At 27.0% G+C, this 22,825-nt stretch carries 18 protein-coding genes; 10 read left to right on the top strand and 8 right to left on the bottom strand.

Annotated features, from left to right (window positions below; translation table 11 throughout):
• The first annotated feature begins 46 nt into the window (after positions 1-46).
• Positions 47-730, top strand: coding sequence for a TIGR01906 family membrane protein (locus tag LPC13_RS10635; RefSeq protein WP_005209942.1), 684 nt, complete (start codon positions 47-49; stop codon positions 728-730).
• A 49-nt stretch (positions 731-779) separates the two neighbouring features.
• Here the strand turns inward: LPC13_RS10635 and LPC13_RS10630 are convergent, their stop codons facing one another.
• Positions 780-1,568: an N-acetylmuramoyl-L-alanine amidase gene (locus tag LPC13_RS10630; RefSeq protein ID WP_040418400.1), complete on the bottom strand. Its 789-nt coding sequence runs from the start codon at positions 1,566-1,568 to the stop codon at positions 780-782.
• A 243-nt stretch (positions 1,569-1,811) separates the two neighbouring features.
• Here LPC13_RS10630 and nagZ point away from each other — a divergent pair, with 243 nt between their 5' ends.
• Positions 1,812-3,056, top strand: a complete 1,245-nt coding sequence (nagZ, locus tag LPC13_RS10625; protein WP_195244888.1) for a beta-N-acetylhexosaminidase — start codon at positions 1,812-1,814, stop codon at positions 3,054-3,056.
• Positions 3,057-3,144: 88 nt separating this feature from the next.
• Here nagZ and nadC read toward each other — a convergent pair whose 3' ends face one another.
• Genes nadC through nadA form a run of 3 tightly spaced genes read right to left on the bottom strand, consistent with a single transcriptional unit; the run spans position 3,145 to position 6,155 of the window.
• Entirely contained in the window at positions 3,145-3,984 is an 840-nt protein-coding gene (gene nadC / locus LPC13_RS10620; protein WP_005209936.1) for a carboxylating nicotinate-nucleotide diphosphorylase, read from the bottom strand.
• Positions 3,962-5,245 (bottom strand): L-aspartate oxidase, encoded by a 1,284-nt coding sequence (locus LPC13_RS10615; RefSeq protein ID WP_195244887.1) that lies wholly within the window; start codon positions 5,243-5,245, stop codon positions 3,962-3,964. Before LPC13_RS10615 ends, nadC begins: the two co-directional genes overlap by 23 nt.
• Before the next feature lie 4 nt (positions 5,246-5,249).
• Positions 5,250-6,155: a quinolinate synthase NadA gene (nadA, locus tag LPC13_RS10610; RefSeq protein WP_005209931.1), complete on the bottom strand. Its 906-nt coding sequence runs from the start codon at positions 6,153-6,155 to the stop codon at positions 5,250-5,252.
• Between the two features lie 254 nt (positions 6,156-6,409).
• Between nadA and LPC13_RS10605 the strand changes: the two genes are divergently transcribed.
• Positions 6,410-7,786, top strand: coding sequence for an MBOAT family O-acyltransferase (locus tag LPC13_RS10605; protein ID WP_005209930.1), 1,377 nt, complete (start codon positions 6,410-6,412; stop codon positions 7,784-7,786).
• Positions 7,787-7,798: 12 nt separating this feature from the next.
• Complete coding sequence (locus tag LPC13_RS10600; RefSeq protein WP_005209929.1) at positions 7,799-8,902, top strand: DHHW family protein; 1,104 nt, start codon at positions 7,799-7,801, stop codon at positions 8,900-8,902.
• Between the two features lie 243 nt (positions 8,903-9,145).
• Here the strand turns inward: LPC13_RS10600 and LPC13_RS10595 are convergent, their stop codons facing one another.
• Positions 9,146-9,664 (bottom strand): NUDIX domain-containing protein, encoded by a 519-nt coding sequence (locus LPC13_RS10595; RefSeq protein WP_005209928.1) that lies wholly within the window; start codon positions 9,662-9,664, stop codon positions 9,146-9,148.
• A gap of 221 nt (positions 9,665-9,885) precedes the next feature.
• On the opposite strand from LPC13_RS10595, the gene LPC13_RS17110 reads away from it, so the two are divergent.
• Both LPC13_RS17110 and LPC13_RS10585 read left to right on the top strand, forming a co-directional pair.
• Positions 9,886-10,923: a collagen-like triple helix repeat-containing protein gene (locus LPC13_RS17110; protein ID WP_005209927.1), complete on the top strand. Its 1,038-nt coding sequence runs from the start codon at positions 9,886-9,888 to the stop codon at positions 10,921-10,923.
• A gap of 168 nt (positions 10,924-11,091) precedes the next feature.
• A complete protein-coding gene (locus LPC13_RS10585; protein ID WP_005209926.1) occupies positions 11,092-12,042 on the top strand; it encodes an aromatic acid exporter family protein in 951 nt (316 codons plus the stop codon).
• Between the two features lie 76 nt (positions 12,043-12,118).
• On the opposite strand, the gene LPC13_RS10580 is transcribed toward LPC13_RS10585, so the two are convergent.
• Positions 12,119-12,874: a GerMN domain-containing protein gene (locus tag LPC13_RS10580; RefSeq protein ID WP_005209925.1), complete on the bottom strand. Its 756-nt coding sequence runs from the start codon at positions 12,872-12,874 to the stop codon at positions 12,119-12,121.
• Positions 12,875-13,049: 175 nt separating this feature from the next.
• Between LPC13_RS10580 and LPC13_RS10575 the strand changes: the two genes are divergently transcribed.
• The 3 genes from LPC13_RS10575 (at position 13,050) to LPC13_RS10565 (ending at position 16,463) form a co-directional block, all read left to right on the top strand.
• Positions 13,050-14,240: a M20 metallopeptidase family protein gene (locus tag LPC13_RS10575; RefSeq protein ID WP_040418397.1), complete on the top strand. Its 1,191-nt coding sequence runs from the start codon at positions 13,050-13,052 to the stop codon at positions 14,238-14,240.
• A 19-nt stretch (positions 14,241-14,259) separates the two neighbouring features.
• Positions 14,260-15,090, top strand: a complete 831-nt coding sequence (locus tag LPC13_RS10570; RefSeq protein WP_005209916.1) for a phosphatase PAP2 family protein — start codon at positions 14,260-14,262, stop codon at positions 15,088-15,090.
• A gap of 131 nt (positions 15,091-15,221) precedes the next feature.
• Positions 15,222-16,463: a Gfo/Idh/MocA family oxidoreductase gene (locus LPC13_RS10565; RefSeq protein WP_040418396.1), complete on the top strand. Its 1,242-nt coding sequence runs from the start codon at positions 15,222-15,224 to the stop codon at positions 16,461-16,463.
• A 52-nt stretch (positions 16,464-16,515) separates the two neighbouring features.
• Here the strand turns inward: LPC13_RS10565 and LPC13_RS10560 are convergent, their stop codons facing one another.
• A complete protein-coding gene (locus LPC13_RS10560) occupies positions 16,516-17,181 on the bottom strand; it encodes a hypothetical protein (protein WP_195244885.1) in 666 nt (221 codons plus the stop codon).
• A 140-nt stretch (positions 17,182-17,321) separates the two neighbouring features.
• A complete protein-coding gene (locus tag LPC13_RS10555) occupies positions 17,322-17,480 on the bottom strand; it encodes a DUF1540 domain-containing protein (RefSeq protein WP_005209910.1) in 159 nt (52 codons plus the stop codon).
• Between the two features lie 250 nt (positions 17,481-17,730).
• On the opposite strand from LPC13_RS10555, the gene LPC13_RS10550 reads away from it, so the two are divergent.
• Positions 17,731-22,644 (top strand): cadherin-like beta sandwich domain-containing protein, encoded by a 4,914-nt coding sequence (locus LPC13_RS10550; RefSeq protein ID WP_234088798.1) that lies wholly within the window; start codon positions 17,731-17,733, stop codon positions 22,642-22,644.
• The last annotated feature ends 181 nt before the right edge of the window (positions 22,645-22,825 follow it).

The following is a 22,825-nucleotide window of genomic DNA, read 5'->3' as shown; positions in this document are numbered from 1 at the left end:
ATAAAGTAAAATGATTAAAAAATAGTAAATAAGAAAAGGATAATATATGAGTATTAAAGTAATAGGAAAAATGTTATTTAAATTGTTAGTTGGAATAATTACATCAATTTCTATAGTTTCAATTGCAACAGTTATAGTTTTAAATTCTACATTTATGTACAAGATTATGATAAACAAATATAATTTAGTTGAAGAAACAGGTGTTTCAGCAGAAAATTTAATGAAAAATTATAATGGATTAGTTAAGTATCTTCAAAATCCTTTTATAGAAAAGCTTAGATTTGATGATTTTACTATGAGTTATGCTGGAGAAATTCATTTTATGGAAGTAAAACATATATTTATAAATTTAATATATATATCAATAATTTTTATCTTGGGTATGATAATTTACTTTTTTTTGCAGAAGTTGACTAAAAATAAGGAGACAATAAAAAGTTTAATTAATAATTTTAATTTAAGTGCAAATATTTTAATAAATTTTTTTATAGTGCTTGGCATTTTATTTAGTATTGATTTTTCTAAAGTATTTATTATATTTCATAAAATATTTTTTAGAAATGATTATTGGATTTTTGACTCTGCTACGGATCCTATAATTAATGCATTACCGCAAGAAGTATTTATGATATATGCAATAACTATACTGGCTATACTTGCAGTATTTTCAATTATAATAAAAATAGTTCATATAGGATATAATTCAAAAAAATTATATAGAATTAAATAATTAAAATATATACTATAAAATTAATTTATATAAAATAATTGAAGATATCTTAATTTAAGATATCTTCAATTGCTGTTTGAATAGCATTATATAGTGCAGTTGCACAAAGTTCTTGTCCACTTTCCGACAGTAAAAAGGCTTCATCATAATAATTGCTTAAAAAACCTAACTCTACAAGTACTGAAGGAATAATATTATGGTCTAAAACAGCTAAAGTATAATCAGCAGAATAACTTTTTATTCCTCTATCTTCTGTATATTCTAAACTAGCAAGTTCATCTTGAATTATGGTAGCAAATAATTCACTATTATAATCATTAGGATTATACCAAGTTTCTACACCATTATAATAAGAAGATTCATCAGAATTATTGCAATGTATAGAGATAAATAAATCAGAATTATTATTTTTAGAAATATTAACTCTTTCGTACAAATTTTCTATAGCATTATCAGACCAGTTTAGTGTATCAGAGTCTCGAGTATATACAACATTAACTCCTGAGTTTTCTAATTTTTCACCTAATTTTAATGCTACAGCTAAATTTATATCTTTTTCATATGAGCCAGTAATACCTTCGGCTCCAACATCCCAATCACCATGTCCTGCATCAATACATATTGTAATACTATCTTCTATACTTCGTAATAATGAATTAGAGGACAAAACGTAATTTGAATTATTAGTAGAAGTTGAAGTAGAATCAAGGAATATAGATGAAATTTTAAATATAAATGTTAAAATTGGAACACAACATATTAATAAGTATATAAATAATTTTCTTAAATTTTTACGTCTTTTTAATTTTTGTCTTTTTAAAGTTAAGTAATTAGTCAAATTTGTATTATTTTTTATATAAATCACTCCTTAGTGTATATAAAAGAAATTATCATTTGTTAAAATAGATAATATAAATTTTAATTATGTCATATGAATTTTATATGAGTATAGTTGAAAATTAACCTGAAAATTTATTTGCTAAAATTAATAATGAAAAAATTAAGTGATTATAAGTTTTGGAATATGTCTTTGGATATTAATTAAAAAGTATAGATATCTAAGTGAAATCTAGGGGGTATTATGAAGAGAGCAATAATATTTATAATTTTAATAATAGGAATAACGTTCTTTTGGAGTTGTAAAGACAATAATATAAATGATAATAATATTGATAACAAAAAACTTGATTCAAAGGAAGAGAACATAGTAGATAAAAGTACCAAAGAGGAAAATGAAGATAAACTTCAAAAAAATATTGAGGAAATGTCTTTAAATGAAAAAATAGGTCAGATGCTTATTGTGGGATTTGATGGTCAAAATATTAATGAAAATATTAAGTCATTAATATTAGATAACCATGTTGGCGGAGTAATATTTTTTAGCAACAATGTAGAAAGTTTAGAGGGTGTTATAAATTTAACTAATGAATTTAAAAAAATAAATACAAGTAATAAATTCCCATTATTTATAGCAGTTGATGAAGAAGGGGGAAGTGTATCTAGAACACCAAATGAATTTTTAGCAATACCAAGCGCCCAGTATATAGGAGCGTTTGATGATGAAAATATAAATTATAATATAGGAAAAATAATTGCAGATGAATTAAAGCAACAAGGATATAATATGGATTTTGCACCATCATTAGATATATTAAGTAATCCATATAATACTGTAATTGGAGATAGGTCATATGGAGAAACTTCGGATATAGTAAGCAGGCTTGGAATAAAAACTATGGAAGGAATAAGAGATAGTTCAATTGTATCGGTAATAAAACATTTTCCAGGGCATGGGGATACTGATGTAGATTCACATTATGGATTACCCTTAGTAGAAAAATCTTTAGCTGAATTAAAAGAATTGGAGCTAATACCTTTTGAAAATGCTATTAAAGCTGGTGCTGATGCAATTATGATTTCACATATATTATTAACTAAGATTGATAGTGAAAATCCTGCAACTATGTCTAAGGAAGTTATAACTAATGTTTTAAGAGAAAATATGGAGTTTGATGGAGTGGTAATAACTGATGATATGACAATGGGAGCTATTATTGAAAATTATGATATTGGTGAAGCTTCAGTTAAATCAATTAATGCAGGTGCTGATATAATACTTGTTTGTCATGGATATGAAAATGAGTTAAATGTTATTAATTCAATAAAGAATGCTGTAAAAAATAATATTATTAGTGAAGAAAGAATAAATGAAAGTGTTTATAGAATATTAAAACTTAAGGAAAAATATAAGATTACTAATGAAAACATTGAAATAAATACAGATGTTTCTAATATTAATAAAAGAATAGAAAATATTTTTGATTAGATAAGTTATAAATTGCTGCTTTAAATTTCAAATATATAATTTTAATAGCAAATGGCAAATTCATTTATTAAATTTGCCATTTGTTATTTTAAAGTCTTGTGAAGTTTTTTAATGATATATCAAAAGCTCTAATGGAGTGAGTCAATTCACCAGATGAAATAAAATCAACTCCTGGTAAGGCATAATCTCTAACAGTATCTAAGGTTATGTTTCCAGAACATTCAATGATGGCTCGTCCATTGATTAACTTAACCATTTCTTTCACTTGGGATGGTGACATATTATCAAGCATTATAATATCAACACCAGCTTCAAGTGCTTCCAAAACATCGTTTTTAGATTCTGTTTCAACTTCTATTTTTCTAACAAAAGAGCTATTTTCTTTAACTAATTTAACAGCTGCACTTATACTACCTGCATATCCTATATGATTGTCTTTAATTAAAATTCCATCAGATAAAGAAAAGCGATGATTTTTTCCACCACCAATTTTAACAGCATATTTTTCTAAGATTCTAAGATTAGCAGTAGTTTTTCTGGTATCTAAAATTTTAGTGTTAAGGCCTTCGAGTTTTTTTACATATTTATTAGTTAAAGTAGCAATACCACTCATCCTTTGGAGTAAGTTTAATGCAACTCTTTCACCCATTAAAATATTGAGAGCATTACCGGTAACTTCACCAATTATATCCCCTTTTTTTATAAAAGATCCTTCGGAAATAAAGGAAGTAAATTTAACACCACCTAATATACTAAAAACTCTTTCAAATACGGATAATCCGCAAATTATTCCATCTTCTTTAGCTATAAGAGAAGCTTTAGCTTTAGAATCAGGTGTTACAACTGATGAAGCTGTAATATCACCGTAAGGAATATCTTCTTTTAATGCTTCTTTTATTATATTATCAACAATTAAATAGTTTAGCATATCTACTATCCACCTTTTCTTTTAAAAAGTTTATAAAATTATCATACGAATCTAATGCAAATTCTGTAGGAGTTTGTATAATTTCTTTAAATTGAATTTCATTTATTTTAGAATTAATATTTTCAGCAGCTTGATTTCCAAAAACTAAAGCTTCTAAAAGAGAATTACTAGCAAGCCTATTACTACCATGGACTCCGGTACAACTAGCTTCACCAACAGCATAAAGATTTTCCATAGATGTTTTTGAATATAAATCAACTTTAATTCCACCCATGCAGTAATGATGAGCAGGGGCTATAGGTAATAAATCTTTATCCATTTCATATCCTCTTTTTAAGCATTCATTATAAAGATAAGGAAATCTATCAGTTAAAAAATTTTTAGGTCTTTTAGTCATATCAAGATAAACATAAGGTTTATTTGGAGTTTTTGAAATTTCCTTTAGTATCGCAGAAGAAACTACATCCCTAGGAAGTAAAGAATCAATGAACTCTTTTCTATGTTGATTTATAATTACGCCACCTTCGCCACGTAATGATTCAGAAAGCAAAAGCTTTTTGCCTTTAGCGTTAGGTTCATATAAAACTGTAGGGTGAAGTTGAAGATATTCCATATCTTTAATTTCAATGTTATTTTTAAGACTAATATTAATAGCATCACCTGTTAGATATTCTACGTTGGTAGTTGAGTTAAATATTCCACCAATACCACCAGTTGCAAGAATGGTAAATTTACTATTAACAGTAAAAGTTTTTTCTTTATTCTTAAGAACACCACCATAGCAAATATTATCTTTAGTAATTAAATCTAATAACTTTGTATCTTCAAGCATAGTTACATTTGACTTTTGAGATACCACATTTAACAATGATTCCATTACAGCTTTACCAGTTTCATCTTTAACATGGACAATTCTAAATTCACTGTGCCCCCCTTCACGGGTATATCGTAATTTATCTTCATTTCTATCAAAAGGAACTCCAATTTTGACTAAGTTATCAATATTTTCAATAGATTTTTTTACAAGAAGTTTAACAGCACTTTTATTATTACGATAGTTACCAGCTTTAAGAGTATCTTTAATATAATTTTCTTCATCAAAGGTACCAAGGGACGTAGAGATTCCCCCTTGTGCTAAATAGCTATTACAATCCCTAAATTTATTTTTTGTTATTATTAATATCCTAATATCTTCTCTTAAGTTAAGAGCAGTATAAAGGCCTGCAATTCCTGTACCAATTATTAAAACATCATAATTCATAATACTATACAGATAGAAGATGCATATTTTCTAAAGCTTTATGAGCTTTTACCCTAAGAGCTTCATCAATATGAATTTCATATTCTTCATTTTTTAAACAATTATATAAATCATTAAGAGAGATTTTTTTCATATTAGGACAAATCATACCTGTTTTTGTAGGGATAAAAATTTTATTAGGGCTTTTTAGTTTCATTTCATAAAATACACCTTCTTCAGTTACAACAATAAATCCGTCTGCATTAGAGGAAGTAGTAAAGCTTATAAGCTCTGATGTACTTCCGATAAAATTAGCTAAATCACGAACTTCTTTATTACATTCTGGATGAACTAATACAGGATAATTTGGATATTTTTCTTTTAGGTTTAGTATTTCATCTTTTTCAATTCTTTCATGTGTAGGGCAGAAGCCTTGATATAAAATGAAGTTCTTGTTAGGAAGTTGTTCTGCTAAGTAACTTCCTAAATTTCTATCTGGTAAGAAAATTATTTCTTCAGCATCTATATTATTTAATATGTCTATTGCTGATGATGAAGTAACACATACATCTGATAATGCTTTTATATCTAAGTTTGAATTAATATAGCTTACAACTTTAGCGTTAGGATGCTTGTCTATAATTTCTTCTAATCTATCAACTAATGCCATATCAGCCATTGGACATGTGGTTTTGTTAGAAGGAATAAGAATTTTTTTATTAGGAGAAAGAATTTTAGCACTTTCAGCCATAAATTTTACTCCGCAAAATATTATTAATTCTTTATCACTTTCCATTGCCTTTTTACTTAAAAAATAAGAATCACCAACTATATCAGCAATTTCTTGAATTTCATCACATTGATAAAGATGAGCAACTATTAATGCATTTTTTTCTTCTTTCAATTTAAGTATTTCTTCTTTTAAGCTCATGTTTACACCTCTTTAATATATATTTACTTGTGTATATACACTAGATTATCATAAAAGTATTCAAACATCAAATGGATTATATGTGCTAGAGATAAATTCATATTAGGAATTAATTTTATATTAGTATAATTTTAATTATTAAATATTAAAATAGAGTAGAATAAAATCGAATGGAACAATTTCCAGGGAAATATAGTCTAATAAATAATATAAAGATTAGTTATTGAATAGTACAAAGGAAAAGAGGGATAAATATGGTTTTTAGTAGTATTCTATTTATATTTAGATTTTTACCAATTGCTATGGGGATTTATTTTTTAACTCCTAAAAAATTTAAAAATCTAAGTTTATTAGTACTAAGTTTAGTATTTTACTCATGGGGAGAACCTAAATATTTTTTTATAATGATAATATCTATATTTATAGATTATTTTGTAAGTAGAGGAATTGAAAAATATAGAACAAATAAGAAGATTAGTATTGCACTTTTATGTACATCTATAACTTTTAATTTAGGAATGTTATTTTTCTTTAAATATTTTAATTTCTTTTTAGAAAATATAAATAATATTTTTAACCTTTCATTAAATTATGTAAAAATTACTTTACCTTTAGGAATAAGTTTTTACACTTTTCAAACTATGTCATATACAATAGATGTATTTTTAGGAAAGGTTAAAGCAGAAAAAAATATTATAAACTTTGGTGCGTTTGTATGTCTTTTCCCACAACTTATTGCAGGACCAATAGTTAAATATACGGATATAAATAAAGAATTAAAAAATAGAGAAGTAAACTTAAATCAAATTCAAGATGGCGTAGAACTTTTTATATTGGGAGTTGGAAGCAAAGTTCTTATTGCTAATAATATAGGTGCACTTTGGACAGAAATAGAAACTATAGGATTTAGTAATATAAGTACAATTTTAGCATGGATGGGAGTGCTAGCATTTGCTTTTCAGATATATTTTGATTTTAGTGGATATTCACTTATGGCAATAGGTCTTGGAAAAATGTTGGGGTTTAATTTCCCAAGAAATTTTAATTATCCTTATATATCAAGAAGTATAACTGAGTTTTGGAGAAGATGGCATATTACTTTAGGATCATGGTTTAGAGAGTATGTATATATACCACTTGGAGGAAATAGAGTGGGAAAGTACAGATTATATTTTAATCTTTTTGTAGTATGGTTTTTAACTGGTTTTTGGCATGGGGCCAGTTATAATTTTATATTGTGGGGACTATATTTCTTCGTATTAATAAGTATAGAAAAAGCAGGAATTTTAAAATTTTTAAATAGGCATAAAATATTTTCCCATATATATGCATTATTTTTTATAATTATGGGATGGGCATTATTTGCAGTTGTTGATTTAAATCAGCTTAAAATATTAATTCAAAGAATGTTTACCTTAAATAATAGCTTAGAATGGTTATATTACATAAGAAATTATGGAATTACATTTATAATTGCAGGGATTTTTTCAACACCATTAATATCTAATTTATACAAAAAGATAGTTAAAAGTGAAGTTATAAATACTATAGTTTTAATAATTATACTTTTATTATGCATAGCATATTTAGTTGATGCAAGTTATAATCCATTTTTATACTTTAGATTTTAGGAGGTGTAAATATTGAAAAAAAAATATTTATTACATAGTTTTATTGTTATAGTTTTAGGGTTGACAATAGTAAGCTTCATTATTGATAATAAAACATTTTCTGAATTAGAAAATAGAAATTTAAAAACTAAGGTAACTTTCAATTTAAAGGATTTTTTTAATGGAAGTTTTCAAAAAAATTATGAGACATATATTAATGATCAATTTCCCTTAAGAGATAAATGGATTAGTTTAAAATCAAGAAGTGAATATGTATTAGGAAAAGTAGAAAACAACGGAATAATATATGGAAATAATGATGAGTTATTTGAAAAATTTGATACTATAGATGAAGAAAAATTGAAAAATAATATTAATGCTATAAACTTATTTAGCAAAAAAAATTTAGATAAAGTATCATTAATAATTGCACCAAATTCTTATGAAATATATAGAGAAGATCTTCCTTTAGGATCAAGACAAATAAGACAAGATGTAATAATAAAAGAAATATATTCATCATTAAAATATACTAATAATATTGATGTTTTTAATGTATTAATGAAAAATAAGGGTAAATATATTTATTATAAGACAGATCATCACTGGACAACATATGGAGCATATTTAGCATACTTAGAATTTATAAAATCACTTGGATTACAACCAATAGATATAAATAGTCTTATAGAAGTAAATGTAAGTAACTTTTATGGAACATATTTTTCAAAGGCGAAACCCTTTAATATTAATGGTGACAATTTAATATATTATGAATTTGATAATTTAACAATGAATATTGTAGGAGATGCTGTATATGAATCTATATATGATTATTCCAAGTTAGAAATAAGAGACAAATACTCAATGTTTTTAAATGGAAATAATCCAATTACAATAATAAAAAATTCAGAACTTAAGAATGGAAAAAAACTTTTAGTTATCAAAGATTCTTTTGCAAATTCACTTGTGCCATTTTTAACACAAAATTATGAAGAAATACATGTTATTGATTTAAGAAGTTTTTCAAGTAAAATTAGTGAATATATTAAAGAAAACGCATTTGATAATATACTAATCCTATACAATTTTATAAATTTATCAACGGACAATAGCATAATAAAATTAAAGTATTAGTATAATACGGTTAAATTATTAGATAACTTGATATCGAAAAGGTTGCTTTTTAACGTAATTTTTATTCCAATGAAGATTAAATTCTAAGATTCATTATGAATATTTCTTGCGTTAAGATCACAACCTTTTCTTTATAATTTACTTCATGATTTAGTGAAATAACAAAGTAAAAAAGCAAATATTTCTTGCTATAAGATATTATATAAATGTAGCAAAATATTATCCTTAGTTCGTAATATAATTTTAAAGATAGGCAAGAATACTTATAGTTTTGGTGTCAATTATTTCCCCACTTTTAACCATTGATTTAACTTCTTCTAAAGTAAATGTCTTTACTTCTGTAAATTCATCTTCATCGCAAGATTTTTCTCCTATATAAAGGTCTGTAGCTTTATATAAGTGAATAAGTTCATTACAAAATCCAGGAGCAGTTGCAATAGCACCAAGATAGGTCATATTTTTAGCTTTATATCCTGTTTCCTCTTCAAGTTCTCTATGTGCGCAAGTAAGAGAATCTTCATTTTTATCAAGCTTTCCAGCTGGAATTTCTAGAATAGTTTTTTCAATTGCTTTTCTAAATTGCTCAACTAAAATTATTTTATTGTTATCTATAAAAGGTATTATTGCACATGCACCTGGATGTTTAATGATATCTCTATCACTAATATCACCATTAGGTAATTCTACAGAAATATTAGTAAAGGTTAAATAGTTACCTTCATAGATTATATTTTCACTTAGAGTTTTTTCATAAAATTTCATAACATCACTCCTAAACTTTCTAATAAATATACTAATACTAAAATAAAATATTTTCAAAAGTATTATTTTTATTTAATAGGTATTATATCTTTTGTATAAAAAATATAAAACAATTAAAAAAGTAAAGTTGAATAATGTAACAAAATAGTGAGTTTTTACATAAGATGAATTATAAATAAAACAAATGATTAGTTAAAGTGTAATAACAGGAGGATAAAAAAGTGAAAGAATACAACAATTTTTATGATGAAGAAAACTATGAAGAAAGCTACGAAGATAATTGGGAAGATTACCAAGAATCAAGCTTTGACAAACATGATGAATGTAAGAAAAATGATAAGTATGAAAAGCATGAGAAATGTGAAAAACATGAGAAATGTGAAAAGAATGACAAATGTGAATATGATAAATATGATGAATATGAATGTAAAAAAGAAGAATCAGTTTGTTGCGTATGTAAAGGACCAAGAGGACCAAGAGGACCAAGAGGACCAATGGGACCAAAAGGTTGCGATGGTGAAAGAGGACCAAGAGGACCAAGAGGAGAAAAAGGAGAAAAAGGAGATACAGGAGAAAGAGGACCAATAGGACCAGCAGGACCAACAGGAGCAACAGGGGCAACAGGAGCAACAGGAGCAACAGGAGCAACAGGAGCAGTAGGACCAGCAGGACCACAAGGTGAAACAGGACCAACAGGACCAAGAGGACCAATGGGATTAAGAGGAATAAAAGGTGATAAGGGAGATACAGGAGCAACAGGAGCAACAGGACCAGTAGGACCAGCAGGACCTGCAGGGCCTGCAGGACAAGATGGAGTTACTTCTATAGAGGAATATAGAGTTGAAAGTAGAGCTTATGGTGATGACTTAGCAGTAGCATATGCTGAACCTGTATCACTTCCAGACACTAATGTTGTTGGAGGAACTGGAGTTCGTTTTGCTAATGGAACAGATCTAATCTTAGAAGGTGGACACACTTATTTTATTAAGTATGCAGTATCATTTACTCATGCAACTGAAAAATGTGGATCTGCTACTAGAAAAGATGTAATTTTTGCTTTTACTGATCCTAATGGAAATGTATTAAGAGGAAGCAAGCATACAGCAAGTATATCAGATGATGTTAGAAATAATCACATTACTCTTGGTATGCTAGTTACAGCTAATTCAGATATGACATTAAGGTTAACTAATTTAACTAGATCTAAAGAAAAGATTACAGTTAGAGCTGCAACAGTTACAGCATTTCAAATTAAATAATATTAATTTGATTTTTATGTGTTAATATAAACAAAGTCCTAGCTCATATTTATATGTGCTAGGATTTTTTATGATCAATTAATATATTAGTTATTTATAAATTATGATAATATAGATAAAGATAAAGATAAATTGATTAACTAATAGAAAGGATGTAAAAGTAAGCAAATGTATAACTTAGCTTTAAAAATGGCTATATCGGCATCTATTACATTAATTATTGGGAATGTATTAGGTTTAGATTATGCAACAGTAGGTGCTGTAATTGCAATATTAAGCATTCAAGACACAAGAAGGCAAGCGTTGATAGTTGGAAAAAAAAGAGTAGTGGCATGTCTAATAGGTATATTAATCTCTATTATATTTTATGGAATATTAGGACAAGAACCAATAATATTTGGGATATTTTTATTAGTTCTAATACCAATAACTTATAAATTTAATATGCAGGAAGGCATGGTTCCAGCAGTTGTTTTATCAACACATTTTTTAGTTGCAGATAAAATTACTATAAATTTAATAGTAAATGAAATTATGATTATGATTATAGGAATAGGTGTAGCAGCTATAGCTAATGTATTTATGCCATCACTTGAAGATAAATTTAAAGAAGACAAAGAGTGGATAGAAGAAAATTATAGAATTTTAATATATAAGATGGCAAAGTCTTTAATGACATATACTGTAGATATTGATGAACAAAAATTAATTGATGATATAAGAAGTAAGTTGTATGAGAGTAAAGAAACAGCTTATAAAATAGTTAATAATAATTTTTTTAGAAGTTCATCATATTATACAGATTATATAAATATGAGAATAAATCAGTTTGATACTATAAATAGAATGAGATTACATTTTCATAAATTTAGCATACCAGTTGAGCAAATGAAAGTTATGGCAAAATTTACATACTGTGTATCAGAAAATATAAGGGAAATGAATGATTGCAAAGAATTATTAGGTGAGCTAGAAGATTTAAGATGTGAGTTTAAAAAGATGAGTTTACCTAAAACTAGAGAGGAGTTTGAGAATAGAGCAGAATTGCTACAATTTTTAAATGATATGGAAGAATTTTTAATGATAAAAAGAAATTTCTCAGAAACATTAAACAAATAAATTATTATTACGTGAAATAAAAAATAATGATATAACTACTATGTAATTTAATAGTTATATCATTATTTAGTTATAATTAATTTAATTTTATTGCATCCTCAGTATTTACAGTATAATATCCTTCAAGTAATTCACCTTTAAGACCTGTATAAAGAGTATCACCAAAATAAATTGCAACTTTATCAAGTCCATAATTATATCCATAAGTATTTACTATTGCTGATATTAGTCCACTTTCAGAAGAAGTTCCTAGTGGAAGTGCAGAAGTAAAATCCTCATTAAACACAACTTTTAAAACTCCAGTTTCTTCATCTATAGTTGCAGAATTAACACCAAATTCTTCTGGAATAACTATAAAATTATCACTAGAATCTGGGCTAGTATATAGTTTGTTAGTTAAAGCTGTTGTAAAGGCATTATCAGTTACAGGAACAGTTGTATCGATATAATAAGTTTTTAAATCAGATGTATTAAAATAAAAAACTCTACAATTTCTATTAACGGTATTAGAAGTAGTTGTATCATTAGTAGTTGTATTTGTTGTAGAAGTATAGTCAGTAGTTGTTAAAGTTGAACCATTTTTATCATCTATACTAGAAGTAGCATTAGTAAGATCTGTGCTAGTAGCTGTATCCATATTAGAATCAGTATTTTCAGCATTAGCATCATTGATGATAACAGATTTATTATCATTTTCATTTGTAGTGTTTTCATTTGTTGTTGTAGAAGTATCATTAGTATTTGCACCTGTTATTGCATCTTTTAAATTACAAGATATAAAAGTGCAACATAATAGTATAGAAGAACTTAATAATAAAAATTTCTTTTTCATAAAATTCACCTCAACCTATAGTATATAAATAATCACAAGAAAATATTACCATAAATTTACATAAAATAAAATATAAAATGTAAAATTTCACAAAAAAAATAGGTAATAATATACAAATGGATTTCATAAATGTATAATCTATATGTGTTTTATTAGGGAAAAAGGGGGAATTAATATGGATATAGCAAAGGAAACTAAATTAATTAGTAATTATATAATTGGGTTAAGAAAGTATTTTCACAGATATCCAGAATTAAGTATGCAAGAATACAATACATCAAAAAAAATAAAAGAAGAATTAGATAGAATAGGAATACGTTATGAAGAGGGGGTTAAAACAGAAGTTGTAGCAAGTATAGGAAAAGGTGAAGGAAGAACGATTGCATTAAGAGCAGATATGGATGCTTTAAGTATAGAGGAAAATACTGGAGTTAGATATTCGTCAGAAAATAAAGGGGTAATGCATGCCTGTGGCCATGATGCACATATGGCATCGTTAATCGGGGCAGCTATGATTTTAAAAAAGTATGAAGAAAACTTATTAGGTAAAATAATATTAATATTCCAACCATCAGAAGAAAATTCATTGGGAGCTAAATTAATATCAGAACAAGGATATTTAGATGATGTGGATGAAATCTTTGGATTACATGTTTTTGGAGATATAGAATGTGGTAAAATTTCAATAGAAGAAGGGCCAAGAATGGCAGCATCAAATAAATTTAGAATAAAAGTTACTGGAAAGGCAGGACATGCTGGTAAGCCACATCAATGTGTAGATGCAACCTTAGTGAGTGCAGCTATAGTAATGAATTTACAATCTATAGTAAGTAGGGAGATTGATCCAGTTGATTCTGCTGTTGTAACAGTAGGACATATAAAATCAGGAGATACACACAATATAATATCTGGTGAAGCTATAATTGAAGGAACAGTAAGATCATTTAAAGTTTCTACAGCTAAGCACATACAACAGTCAATAAAAAGAGTGGCTTATAGCACAGCTATAGCATATGGAGCCACTGCTACTGTTGAATATGATATATCAAATCATCCAGCTGTAATAAATGATTCAGAAGCTGTAAAAACAGCACTAGAAGGTGCTAAAAAAATATTTAAAGAAGAAGATATTATAAGTGTTCCGAGAATGATGCTAGGAGAAGATTTTTCTATTTATCAAAAAAGTATTCCAGGAGTGTTTGCATTTGTAGGGGCGAGCAATGAAGATATTGGAATAGACTATCCAAATCATAATGATAAGTTTAATATAGATGAAAAAGCAATTTTAATAAGTACAGAACTTTATGTAGCATATGCATTAGAGGCACTAAAAAAAGAAGTAAGAAGACATGTCTTTAGACATTAAAGATAAGTAGGAGGGTTCTATGGAGTTAGAAATTTTAAGAAATATTCAAAGTATAGCAAATCCTTTTTTAGATAAGCTATTTGAACTTATAACAATATGTGGAGAACAGTTAGTGTTAATATCAATTATGTGTATTATTTATTGGGCAATTGATAAAAAATTTGGAGAATATTTAGCTTATTCAGTTTTAACAAGTGTTCTTTTAAATAATTCAATAAAAGATATATTTAAAATGAAAAGACCTATAGGAGAAGAAGGAATACGAACATTGAGAGCAGAAACAGCTACAGGATATTCATTCCCTAGTGGGCATACACAAGGAGCAGCTTCTTTCTATGGAGCTATAGCAATATATTTGAAGAAAAGAATTTACTATATTATTAGTACAATAATAATATTATTAATAGGTTTTTCAAGATTATATTTAGGGGTACATTATCCCAAAGATGTTATAGTAGGAGCAATTTTAGGAGTTGCAGTATCGTTAATGTCTTATTATTTATTTAATAAGGTAAATAACAAAATATTATTATATATAATTACATTCATATTGTTTATACCTGCATTAACATTTGCTAATTCAGCAGATTTTATAAAGGGCCTTGGAACATATTTAGGGTTTATATTAGGTATAATAATTGAGAAAAAATATGTTGATTTTTCAGTTGAAGGTAAAGTAAAAAATAAAATATTAAGAGTTTTAATAGGTGTTTTAATATTAGTTATTTTAAAATTAACACTTAAATTTATATTACCGGATACTTTAATGTTTAAATTTATTTCATATGGCATAATAAGTTTTGTTGGAATTGGAGTATATCCAGCAATATTTAAAAAGATAAATTTATAAAAATTTTAATATAAGAAATCCTCTTAAAAATTTTTTAAGAGGATTTTTTGTTGAAAAAATGAAGAGAAAGATGTAAAAAAAGAAAATATATGGTAAAATATTCTATAAAAGGTATAAAGGGGATGGATGTTATGAAAACTGTAGCAATAATAGGGGCTGGCCAAAGAGGTCAAGATATATATGGTGAATTTATAAAAAATAACGGTCATTTAGGAAAAGTTGTAGCTGTAGTTGAGCCGAATGACTTTAAAAGAGAAAAAATGGCTATTGAACATAATATATTAAAAGAAAATGTTTTTGATAATTTAGATGATTTTTTTTCAAGAGAAAAATTAGCTGATGTAGTTATAATAGCAACATTAGACAGACAACATTATGAACCAGTTATGAAAGCTTTAGATAAAGGTTATAATATCTTACTTGAAAAGCCAATGTCAGTAAATAAGGATGAATGTATAGATATGGTTAATAAAGCTGAAGAAAAAGGATTATTACTTATGGTTTGTCATGTACTTAGATATACGAATTTCTTTAAGAAGCTTAAAGAAATAGTAGAAAGTGGAGAAATAGGAGACATAGTGACTATTCAACATAATGAAAATGTAGGGGCATTTCATATGGCTCATAGCTTTGTTAGAGGAAACTGGAGAAATTCAGATGAAACATCACCTATAATTCTTCAAAAAAGCTGTCATGACTTAGATATTTTATCTTGGATTGTTAATTCAAATTGTGAAAGTATAGCTTCTTTTGGGGAGTTAATATTTTTCAATAGTAAAAATAGACCAAATGGTGCTGCATCTAGATGTTTAGATTGCAACATTAGTGATTGTGCTTTTGATGGAAGAAAAATTTATTTAGATGTTATTGGAAAATGGCCTACTACAGTAATTAGTGATGTTCAAACAAGAGAAGGGGTTTTAGAAGCCTTATCAGAAAATAGATATGGAAAATGTGTTTTTGAATGCGATAATAATGTTTGTGATCATCAAAGTACAATTATTAAGTTTCAAAATGGTATTACAGCAACATTTAATTTATCAGGGTTTACAGATGAAATTTCAAGAACTATAAAAATTATGGGAACTAAAGGGGAAATAAGAGGTCATGAAGGTAAGAATGAAATAGAAGTTGTTACATTTAGATCAAACTTAAAACAAGAGAAGAATGTAAAAGTATATAAGATTGAACAAGCTGATAGCGGACATAATGGTGGAGATGGAGGATTAATGAATGAATTATTTAAGCTTTTAGAAGAAGGTGGAAATGATTCTCTTTCAAGTGGTAGAAGGTCTCTTCAAAGTCACTTAATGGCATTTGCAGCAGAAGAGTCTAGAATTAATAATAAGGTTGTTAAATTAGATGTATTTTAAATGAAAATAAAGACACTATATACTGAACTATTTGTATATAGTGTCTTTACTTTTATTTAAAAGCTGTTTCTAATGTTTTTAATCTAGAAATATATGCTTCTGTATTAGAAGCTGTATTTTGAGATATTTCTTTAACTAATTTACTTTTAGTACATTTATTATCTATTAAAGCAATGTCATGTGATGCTTGTAAAAGCGCAATTGCTTGCTTTATATAAGTTAATTCATTACTATCGGCAGATTTTACTTGAGCTAAATCTTTTACTAGTTTATCAATAACTAGTTTATATTCTTTAATATACTCACTATCTTCCTTTAATGGTTCCTTATCTTTTAGAGTATCTATTAGTTTGGCAAGTTCTTCTCTCATTTCTCTTAATTCACCAGTATAATTATCGATAATCTCATCTGTAATATCTATTAGTTCAGGATTATTTGAATAACTTTGAATATTATGAGCAGTAAATAGTAATGCTCTATGTAATAATATTTCTTCTGATAAATAATCAATACAAACACTACCAGAACCAGGAAGTTTTACAAGCTTATCTCTTATTCCATTAAGATAATCAGATGTAACTTCATAATATGGATCAGCAACAAATTGAGAATAAGGGTTTTCAATAGATTTAGCTGATGCAAATAAATTAGAGAGAAGTAGTGATGATATTGTTAGTAGTGCTAATAGTAAACAAAGTTTTTGTGTAAATTTTTTCATTTGTTTCACTCCTTAAATTTAAATAATAATTATAAATGGCAAGTAATAAGTTTTAAAATAACTTTTTACTTGCCATTTGATACTTAGTACTTGAATAAAATTTATGAGATATATTAAATAATATCGCATTATCAAAAATGTTATTTTTTAACAAAGCTAGAGCAATCAGTACATTCAATACTACTTGCACAACTTGTATGGCTTACTACTTTTATATGATTTAAAGTGCAATAATTATCATCAGAACAATGAAATTTGCATTCAGTAACTGTACATTCAATACTTCCATTATGTCGCATAATAAAATACCTCCTTTAAATTACTATTAACTTTGAAAATAAATATATTTTTAAATTATAGTTACAATCAAGTTACTCTGTTATTTTATCCTTTTAAAAGTAGAATATTCATGAATTCTTAAATAAATTATGTAAAAAATAATATTTACAAGACTGAATTATAATATATAAACAAATATGATAAGATAAGCCATGTAAACGTTAAAATATACATAGCGTATTATATTATGGTTAAATAGGGGGAGAATTTATGTGTAGTAAAAAAATAAAGTTATTAGCTACATTAGTTGCTGTAACTTTAACAACGACTAATGTAGCTAATACTTTAATAGCTAATGCTTATCCTTTAGAAAAGGAAGCTTCAAGCTATTCAGATGAACAAAATTATACTATTATTGATGTAACCGAATTTGGTGCAGATCCAACAGGAAAAGTAGATTCAGTAGAGGCTGTTACTAAGGCATTAGAGTATGCTAAGGATATTGAAGGACCTAAAAAAATATATTTTCCACAAGGAGAATATACATTTTATCCAGAAAATGCACCAAAAAGAGAATTATATGTTTCTAATACAGTAGGAACAAATCAAAGTTACAAGATTAAAAATATTGGTATTTTAGTTGAAGATATGAATGATGTGGTTATTGATGGGGGAGGATCACATTTTTCATATCATGGATTTCAAACAGCATTTGCAGCTATAAGATCTGAAAATGTAAGATTTGAGAACTTCTCATTTGATTATGTTAATCCTAAGGTAGTAGATGTTACTGTAGAAGAGACAGGAGTAGAAAATGGAAGTGCTTATAGAGTTTTATATATCCCAGAAACATATGATTATGAAATAAGCAATAATGGAATAAACTGGTATGGAGAAAAGAGCCCTATTACTGGTCAATATTATTGGACTGGTAGAAATGCATTTAACTATACGCAACATTATGATGCTAATACTGGTGAAACAAGAAGAAATGGTAGTTTATTTTCTAATATAACTAATATTGAACAATTAGAAGATAATAGAGTAAAGGTAACGTATAATTCATCTCAAGAGTATGCAGATTTAGGTAGAGTATATCAGATGAGAGAAACTACAAGAGATACTCCAGGTGCATTCTTCTGGGAAAGTAAAGATGTAGAAGTAAAGAATGTAGATGTACAATATTTACATGGATTTGGATTTGTAGGGCAATTCACTGAAAATATAACTATAGATGGAGTGAACTTCAAAGCAAGAGAAGGTTCAGGTAGAGTAACTGCTGGATTTGCTGATTTTATACAAATGTCTGGGACTAAGGGAAAAATAAAAATAACTAATAGTAGTTTTTCTAACCCTCATGATGACCCTATAAATATACATGGAACATATCTAGAAGTTGTAGAAAAGGTAGCCACTAATAAGGTTAAAGTAAGATATATGCATAATGAAACTGCTGGATTCCCTCAATTTTATATTGGTGATGAAGTAGAATTCTTTACAAAGACGACTATGTTAGCTGTAGAAGGTTCGAATGCCAAGGTTATTGATGTAGAAGGACCATCAGGAACAAGTTCTGAAGGAAGTTTAACAGATATAATTATAACCTTAGATCAGGATATTCCAGATGAAATAGTGGCAGGAAATACTCATGTTGTTGAAAATATAACTTATACTCCAGAGGTTGAAATAACAAATAATAAGTTTATTGAAACACCTACTAGAGGAATATTAGTTACAACTAGAAAGCCTGTTTTAATAGAAAATAACTACTTTGATGGAATGGGGATGTCTAGTATATTTATATCAAGTGATGCACATCAATGGTATGAATCAGGACCAACAAATGATGTTACCATAAGAAATAATGTTTTTGATAGATCAGAAGGACCGGTTATTTATTTTGGACCTACTAATCAAGTATTTGATGAAAATAATCCTATCCATAATAATATAGTTATTGAAGATAATATCTTTAATATAAAAGATACAACTGTATTAAATGGAAAGAGCGTCGGAAATCTAATATTCAGAAATAATATTGTAAATAGGTATAATAGTAATGCGCAAGTACAAATATCTTCAAGCTCAAATGAGTTAGAAGTTGGACAAACTTTAGATTTAACCGTTGATAAGCAAGGGGAAAACTTATCATCTCCAATGTTTGTTTTCTCAGGTGCAAATAATATAACTATTGAAGATAATAAATATGATAATGGACTAAACTTAAGAGTAAACACATCTAATATGAGTAATACAACTGAAAGTATTAATATAATTGGTGATGATTTAAAAATTAATGCTAATAACCAAAAAAGTGGACAAGGTGATGTTAAATATTATAGTAGTAATGAAAACGTAATAAAGATAAATGAAGATGGTGAATTAACTGCTGTTGGAAATGGACAAGCAGAAATTAAGGCATTTGTAATATCTGATACTCGTGTATATGAATCTAATAGTATTGTATTTAATGTTTCAGGTAATGGAAATATAAATGAAGGTGATGAGGAGGCTAATCTTGAGCTTTCTAACAAGTGGTCAATAGTAAGAGAGGATAATAATAAATGGGAATTATTAAGTGATAAATCTCTTAAGATTATGACAAGTGGGGGTTCACTATGGGCTACAGGAAACTCAGCAAATAATATATTCCTATCAGAAATAGTAGAATCTTCAAATGAATATACTGTTACTACAAAGATGAGTGGAAAAACTCAATCAGGTTATGAAGAAGCTGGAATTGTAATTTATAGTGATGATGATAATTATGTAGCAATACAAAGAAAGCATAATAATGGAAATCCAAGTATTAAAATAGTTACAGAAAATGCAGGACAACCAAATGAAAGCAGAGAAGTTGCAGAAATAGATGGAAATGATATTTACTTTAAGCTTGAAAGAAGTAGTGATTCATTTAAGGGATATTATTCAATAGATGGTGATGAGTGGATCCAAGTTGGAGATGAATTAAGTAATAGTGGTATTTCTAGTGATGCAAAAGTAGGGCTTTTAACAGCAAATCCAAATGCTTCACATGAGTTTATTTTTAGTGAATTTAAAGTAAATGATAAAGAAATAAGCTTTGGACAAGAAGTAGCTCGTGAAGGATTTGGTTTGTGGAACTTAGATATTAATGGGGCAGCTTTATTATCTGACTTTAATAACAATATTGAAAGCTATAATGCGGTAGTACATTCAGATATTGCAGATATTAACTTTGATTTAGAAGCAATAGAATCAGATACAAAAATAGAGATATATTCAGATGATGAAAAGATAGCAGAAGGAGTAGGAACTTTAAAGTCAGATCTTTCTATAGCTAGTGGAGAAAGTAAAAATATTTCTATTAAATTAATTTCTAATTCTGGAGAAACTAAGACTTATAGCATTAAATTAGATAGATTTAAAGAGAGTGAATCTAAATTAAGTAATATAATTGTTAATGGAATTGAAGAAATGCCAGCATTTAGTGAAAATAGATATTTCTATACTGCAAATGGTTCAACAACCAGTGATACTATGAATCTTACTTTAGAAAGTAAATCACCAAATAGCAAGCTAATAGTTTTAGTTAATGGAGAGGTTATTAGTAATAAAGAAGGAAACTCATTTAATGGAGATATAAAATTAGCAACAGGAATTAATTCGGTTCAAGTATATTCTATAGCTGAAGATGGAATATCAAAATCTATGTATAGATTATCGGTTATAAGAAGAGAAAGTAATGATGTTTCACTTTCTGGATTAAAAGTTAATGGTGCTTTATTAGATGGATTTGTTTCAGATAAATTAAATTATTCTTATAACGTAGATAAAAATATAGAAAGTATAAATGTTGAAGCAATAAAGAATAGTGAAAACTCAAAAGTAGAAATTTTCAATGGAAATGTAAAGTTTGAAGGAGAAAATACAGATATTCCACTAAATCTAGGAACAAATACTATAATAGTTAAAGTAACATCAGAGGATTACTCAAAAGTAAACTACTATAGAATATTAGTCAATAGACAATTTGAAGGTAATGCTGCATTAGAAAATCTTGAAGTAGAGGGAATAGAAATAACTCCAGAATTTGATCCTAATATAAATAGCTATTCAGCAGTTTTACCATCAGAAATGAATATAGCTAAAATAAAAGCAAAAGCTGTTGAAAATAATGCTAAAGTATCTATTTCATTAGAAGGAGAAGAAAAAGAATATAAATCTAATGAAGAAGAAGCATCTTTCTATATAGAAAGTGAAAATACTATAATAAATGTAAGCATACAAGCAGAAGATGGAACTATAAAAGAATATAAAATAAACTTAGGAGTTAGTTCAAGCTTACAAATTGATAAAAAGCAAATGAAAGTAACAGCTAGTAGTGAACATCCTAATGTGGGAACAGAAGGATTAGCTAGTTTTGCAATTGATGATAATATAAATACTATATGGCATACTAAATATTCACCAAATGATGTATTACCACAAAGTATAACATTAGAGTTAGGTGGAGAATATTTAATAGATAAATATGAATATTTACCAAGACAATCTGGTGGAACTAATGGAATTATTACACAATATGAACTGCAAGTAAGTACTGATGGTGATAATTTTGAAACTGTATCTGAAGGAACATGGAGTTCAGATTCAACTAAAAAGGTAGTAGAATTTGATGCAGTAACAGCTACACATGTTAGATTAGTAGCAATACAAGGTGTGGGGGGATTTGCATCAGCATCAGAGTTAAATGTATTTGAAAAAGATACTACTCCAAATTCACCAAGTAATTTACAATCTACAGAAAAAACAGATAATAGTGCAACAATAACTTGGGAAAAGCCAGAAGAGGATTATGGTGTTATTGGATATGTTATATTTAAGAATGGAAAAGTTGTAGATGAGGTTAGTGCAGATACTTTTGAATACCAATTAAACAACTTAGATAAAACTAGTGAATATAATATAGAAGTTGCAGCTAAAAATAGACAAGGAAAGCTTTCTGAAAAAGTAAATTTAAGTATTTCATTAGAAGAAAAGCTAATTGGAGATTTAAATAAAGATGGTAAAGTAACTATAGCTGACTTAGCAATAGCATCTAAATATTATAACCAAGAGAAAGCAGAGTATGATATGAATGGTGATGGTATTGTAGGTAAGTATGAATTAGATACTATTACTGAAAAAATATTTAATAATTAATTATTATATTAATTATTGAAGTTTAATATCTTTTAAGTAAGAGCATAAAGTAATGAGGTTGTATTAAAATTGAAATATTAATAAATAAATTGAAATAAATTTATTTTAATATATTAAAATTTTGATATAACCTCTTGTTTTTATGAAATAATTAAATATATAATAATAGTTAGATATATAA

The sequence above is a fragment of the Clostridium celatum genome (assembly GCF_021412605.1).
Lineage (GTDB): Bacteria > Bacillota > Clostridia > Clostridiales > Clostridiaceae > Clostridium > Clostridium celatum.
The sequence above is the reverse complement of the archived record's forward strand: the minus strand, read 5'-3'. Positions and strand labels throughout refer to the sequence as shown.

Excerpts from the sequence above, each read along its gene's own strand:
- LPC13_RS10585 (WP_005209926.1), top strand. The coding sequence starts at position 11,092 with ATGTATAACTTAGCTTTAAAAATGGCTATATCGGCATCTATTACATTA.
- LPC13_RS10635 (WP_005209942.1), top strand. The coding sequence starts at position 47 with ATGAGTATTAAAGTAATAGGAAAAATGTTATTTAAATTGTTAGTTGGA.
- LPC13_RS10570 (WP_005209916.1), top strand. The coding sequence starts at position 14,260 with ATGGAGTTAGAAATTTTAAGAAATATTCAAAGTATAGCAAATCCTTTT.
- LPC13_RS10615 (WP_195244887.1), bottom strand. The coding sequence starts at position 5,245 with ATGAATTATGATGTTTTAATAATTGGTACAGGAATTGCAGGCCTTTAT.
- LPC13_RS10550 (WP_234088798.1), top strand. The coding sequence starts at position 17,731 with ATGTGTAGTAAAAAAATAAAGTTATTAGCTACATTAGTTGCTGTAACT.
- nagZ (WP_195244888.1), top strand. The coding sequence starts at position 1,812 with ATGAAGAGAGCAATAATATTTATAATTTTAATAATAGGAATAACGTTC.
- LPC13_RS10555 (WP_005209910.1), bottom strand. The coding sequence starts at position 17,480 with ATGCGACATAATGGAAGTATTGAATGTACAGTTACTGAATGCAAATTT.
- LPC13_RS10580 (WP_005209925.1), bottom strand. The coding sequence starts at position 12,874 with ATGAAAAAGAAATTTTTATTATTAAGTTCTTCTATACTATTATGTTGC.
- nadA (WP_005209931.1), bottom strand. The coding sequence starts at position 6,155 with ATGAGCTTAAAAGAAGAAATACTTAAATTGAAAGAAGAAAAAAATGCA.
- LPC13_RS10565 (WP_040418396.1), top strand. The coding sequence starts at position 15,222 with ATGAAAACTGTAGCAATAATAGGGGCTGGCCAAAGAGGTCAAGATATA.
- LPC13_RS10560 (WP_195244885.1), bottom strand. The coding sequence starts at position 17,181 with ATGAAAAAATTTACACAAAAACTTTGTTTACTATTAGCACTACTAACA.
- LPC13_RS10595 (WP_005209928.1), bottom strand. The coding sequence starts at position 9,664 with ATGAAATTTTATGAAAAAACTCTAAGTGAAAATATAATCTATGAAGGT.
- LPC13_RS10575 (WP_040418397.1), top strand. The coding sequence starts at position 13,050 with ATGGATATAGCAAAGGAAACTAAATTAATTAGTAATTATATAATTGGG.
- LPC13_RS10605 (WP_005209930.1), top strand. The coding sequence starts at position 6,410 with ATGGTTTTTAGTAGTATTCTATTTATATTTAGATTTTTACCAATTGCT.
- nadC (WP_005209936.1), bottom strand. The coding sequence starts at position 3,984 with ATGCTAAACTATTTAATTGTTGATAATATAATAAAAGAAGCATTAAAA.